Consider the following 2,907-nt stretch of genomic DNA (forward strand, 5'->3'; position numbering starts at 1 on the left):
ATTGCAAAATTTTGGTATGAACTCGCGTCCGTCTACATGTTTTTGAAAACCTGTATGATCAGGTTATTGTTGACATTGTCGGCCACTACTTCTCCCCCTGACAGGTCAGGAATGAACACGCGCAGAGGATAAGTTCCGCTAGGCGTCGCAGAGGCAATCGAGACAGTAGCTGTAATGCTGTTGCCCAACGGTGATGCAGGGATATCTGTGTTAGTTGTCAGCGTATAATAGGTCCCCGAGTTGGTAATGGTCCATTCGGCAGCCGACGCGCCCGTCAGAGCGATCACCGAGCTAGGCGTTGGCTTGTAGACACGAACAGTGATCAGATCGCTGGCAACAGTTCCCGTGCGCATGTTACGAAGCCTTACCGTGAAAGGCCTGACGGTCTCTGTTGTCGAAAAGGTCACATTGGGCATGATGGTAAAAGGACGCAGATCAGGGGTGGTTGCTGCCGCGCTAGTCCCAAATGTGAATGCTGCATAATTATCAGGTGTAACGCCGTTTGCGGTTATCGTACCAGTCGTAGCCAGCGCACCGGTTGTTCCTCCTGCATTACCCAGGCTTTCCCATTTAGCTGTGGTTGTGTTGTAGCCTACTACTACCAAATTGGCAATCGTTCCCGAGGTCAAAACGGATAGGTTGCTGGCTGCGTCCCAGGTAAGTGTGAGATTTACCGACAATGCTCCATCCACATCCCAATACTCAAGACTGCTTACTGCACTAACTCCCGTCCCCAGATTGCTTACCGGAAACGGTGCGCCTGCCGGCAATGTAGCCGCATTCGGATTCTCAAACCAATAAGCTGCCTTAAAATTGGCCGCCGCTGCCGGGGCTGATATACCGGCAGTACGGAGTTTCGCGCCGTTACCTATGGGAAATGTAAAGGCGGTATTGCCGGCTTTCTCGGCATACCCGTCAATATGGGAGCCATCGGATGCTCCCGAGTATGCCGACCCATCGGTAAAGTACACGTTATTAGTTGGTGAGCTCCGGGGTGTAACCAGGTATCCGCTGTTGAATAACAACGATCCATACACTCCATAGTGGCCGCCAGGATGGACCTGGCTGGTACTATGCACACCGCTTCCCTGGCTGTAAGCGCCTGTCCAGGCACACACCATTAAAAGTAGGACATATAGTTTTTTCATACTTCGTTCATTTAATACGCTTTTTAGAATTTGGCCTCACTGCATGTTGAGTTTTCCAGGATCAAACGAAGTGTCTTAGTTTTCGACCAGAACTACAAAGTCCATGAGAAGTTGCTGTGATGTCCCGGCATATTCCTGACAAAATATGGTGAAGTCAGTGGGGTTTTTACCTACGATAATCGGAGGCGTGATATCGTTGTCCAAATCTGCCTGGTTTCCGGGTTGTGCCTGATTCGAGCTGGATCTCGGGGTCAGTATGACAAAGTAGGTTTTACCGGCTGGTACCGGGGTCGTGAAAGTCACTTTCCACGATGCGGATCCAGTAGTTGTATTCCATCCTCCGCCCCATGCCACACCTGAAACTCCTTTTGATCCAGGTAAAACCTGGTGGTTACCATCGGAAGTTCCGGTTACATCGCCCAGGTAAAGGCTACCCGCTGCATAGATTGACAGATTAAATGATCCCGCAGTTTGCTGGAAGCGGCGCCACATGCTGCCGTCCCAATAGACAAAGCCTTTTCCGGATGTCGTGTTGGTATTGTATACAAGCAAACCTTCGGTGGGACTGGTAACAGGTGCCGCCTGAGTCAGATCAGGAATACTTACGCGCGGAGGCAAAAGACCCTTTGTAGCACTCTCAACTTCCAGGGCAGAACTGGAATTAATTGTGCCTGGATTATCTCCAACTTTTACTTGTGCGTAAATTGCAGAAGAGCTGGTCAGCAATACTCCCAGAAAGAGTTTCGAGAAAAGTCTAGATGTGTTCATCGAATTTAGATTTGGTTTGAAAAACTATTTTATTTTTAATTAAACTGTAAGATGTTGGTCGTGAACAATTATTTGCGTGCTGAATAGCTGGTGTAAAAAAATAGCATTTTGATTATTTTGATATCTTAAACCGGGCCAATGATGGCTTGTTTTTACAAATATTGGTGCTAAAATCGAAATGAAACCAGACAATGTTTGGTATGTCCAAAGCGAGTTTTGGTATCTATTTGAATTAATTGTTTTGAAATACACAATTATTAGATATTGGTTGCATTTTAGCCAAGCAATGTAAATATCTATTCTAATTGAATTTTTATTTTAAAATCGAAAATGTAAAAATGACTGAATGCAATTATTGAAATAAACCTATGGTTTGTGAAACCAATCTCACGCGGTAATTCGAACCGGAACAACGTTGGCCCCTGCGGAGTTGGTGATAACTTAAAACAAAACAGCCCGGCAGGATTCCTGCCGGGCTGTCGGTTTTGTAATACTAGAAAAGGCATTGATTATCAACTAAAACTTATCTTGTAATAACCAGCTTTTGTGTGTTTAGTGCCCCGTTCAGGTCGGTGATTTTCAAAAGATAAGCACCTGGTGCCAGCTTTTTGACATCGATACCCTCGGTAGAAACAGCGGCGGATTGATAAACAGAGATCCCGTTGTGACTAAGGATTTCGACATTTTTGACCGAGGCTGGTTCAACGCCGTCGAGTTTGACAAAATCCGCTGCCGGGTTGGGGTAAAGGGCAATTCCTCTGCCCTCCGTGTTGATCCGACGGATGACGCTATACGCGAACGTGTTATCCTGATCTACCATCTTCAATCGGTACAGGTTCTGGCCTGGCAGAGGTTCCTTATCACGGAATGAATAGTTCTGCACGGTTGTGCTTTCCCTGTGCGAAGGCACCGATCCTATTTTATTCCACTGTTTGCCATTGGGACTGCGTTCGATCTCGAATCGGTCGCTGTTGATTTCTTCACTGGTCGA

Annotated in this window: 3 protein-coding genes; all 3 read right to left on the bottom strand. The window is 46.8% G+C overall.

All coding sequences use genetic code 11. The annotated features are described in order from the left end of the window. Positions 1-32: 32 nt before the first annotated feature. Positions 33-1,148 carry a hypothetical protein gene (locus IEY24_RS32570; RefSeq protein ID WP_188939482.1) on the bottom strand — a complete coding sequence of 372 codons (1,116 nt, stop codon included), beginning with the start codon at positions 1,146-1,148 and terminating at the stop codon, positions 33-35. Positions 1,149-1,223: 75 nt separating this feature from the next. Beyond that, entirely contained in the window at positions 1,224-1,916 is a 693-nt protein-coding gene (locus IEY24_RS32575; RefSeq protein WP_188939483.1) for a phage tail-like protein, read from the bottom strand. Between the two features lie 523 nt (positions 1,917-2,439). Next, positions 2,440-2,907, bottom strand: a 468-nt coding sequence (locus IEY24_RS32580) for a T9SS type A sorting domain-containing protein (RefSeq protein ID WP_188939484.1), incomplete at its 5' end; no start/stop codon positions are given.

Source organism: Dyadobacter endophyticus (assembly GCF_014641595.1).
Lineage (GTDB): Bacteria > Bacteroidota > Bacteroidia > Cytophagales > Spirosomataceae > Dyadobacter > Dyadobacter endophyticus.

Bases quoted from the DNA above. Each gene is read 5' to 3' on its own strand.
- IEY24_RS32570 (WP_188939482.1), bottom strand. From the start codon at position 1,148: ATGAAAAAACTATATGTCCTACTTTTAATGGTGTGTGCCTGGACAGGC.
- IEY24_RS32575 (WP_188939483.1), bottom strand. From the start codon at position 1,916: ATGAACACATCTAGACTTTTCTCGAAACTCTTTCTGGGAGTATTGCTG.